Raw genomic sequence first — 648 nt, forward strand, 5'->3', positions numbered from 1 at the left:
AGAGGAGCGTGCCCCGCGTGGTCCGGTTGGGGTTGAGGCCCTTCTGGTACACGTCGTTGGGCAGGCACACCTTCACCCCGCCGACGACCTGGGTGAGTGCGGCGAAGCCCTTGAAGTCCACGACCACCGTATGGTCCATGCGGAGCCCGGTGAGCTGTTCCACGGTGTTCTGCGTGCAGGCCGGGTTGCCCTTGTCGGTCTCGCCGACCGAGAAGGCCGCGTTGAACATGGTGTTCGGCTGGGCCTGGGTCCAGCCGCCGGTGGGCAGCTTGCAGGGCGGGATGGTCACCAGGGTGTCGCGCGGTATCGACACGGCCAGGGCGTGCTTGTGGTCGGCGTATATGTGCAGCAGCAGCGTGGTGTCGGAACGGCCGATGCCGTCCTTGTCGCCGCCGCCCAGTGCCGCGTTGCCGTCGGTGCGCGCGTCCGAGCCGATCACCAGGACGTTCTCACCCTTGGACGAGCCCGCCGGGCGGTTGTCGGAGAGGCCGCCCGCGTCGAAGGTCTGGATGTTGCCGTTGAGCTTCAGGTACACCCAGCCGGCCCCCGCGCCGCCGAGGACCACCAGCGACAGGCAGACGAGGAGCGCCACCCGTGCCCTGCGCGCACGACGGCGCCGCCGGTCCCGCGCGCCGGACCGGGGCCCGC

1 protein-coding gene is annotated in these 648 nt (G+C 70.7%); it reads right to left on the minus strand.

Annotation, left to right across the window (positions count from 1 at the left end; all coding sequences use genetic code 11):
- A partial coding sequence (locus GT030_RS18090; protein ID WP_237522591.1) for an LCP family protein occupies nucleotides 1-648 on the minus strand: 648 nt, incomplete at both ends.

The organism is Streptomyces sp. SID1328 (genome assembly GCF_009865595.1).
Taxonomy (GTDB): Bacteria; Actinomycetota; Actinomycetes; order Streptomycetales; family Streptomycetaceae; genus Streptomyces; species Streptomyces griseoluteus.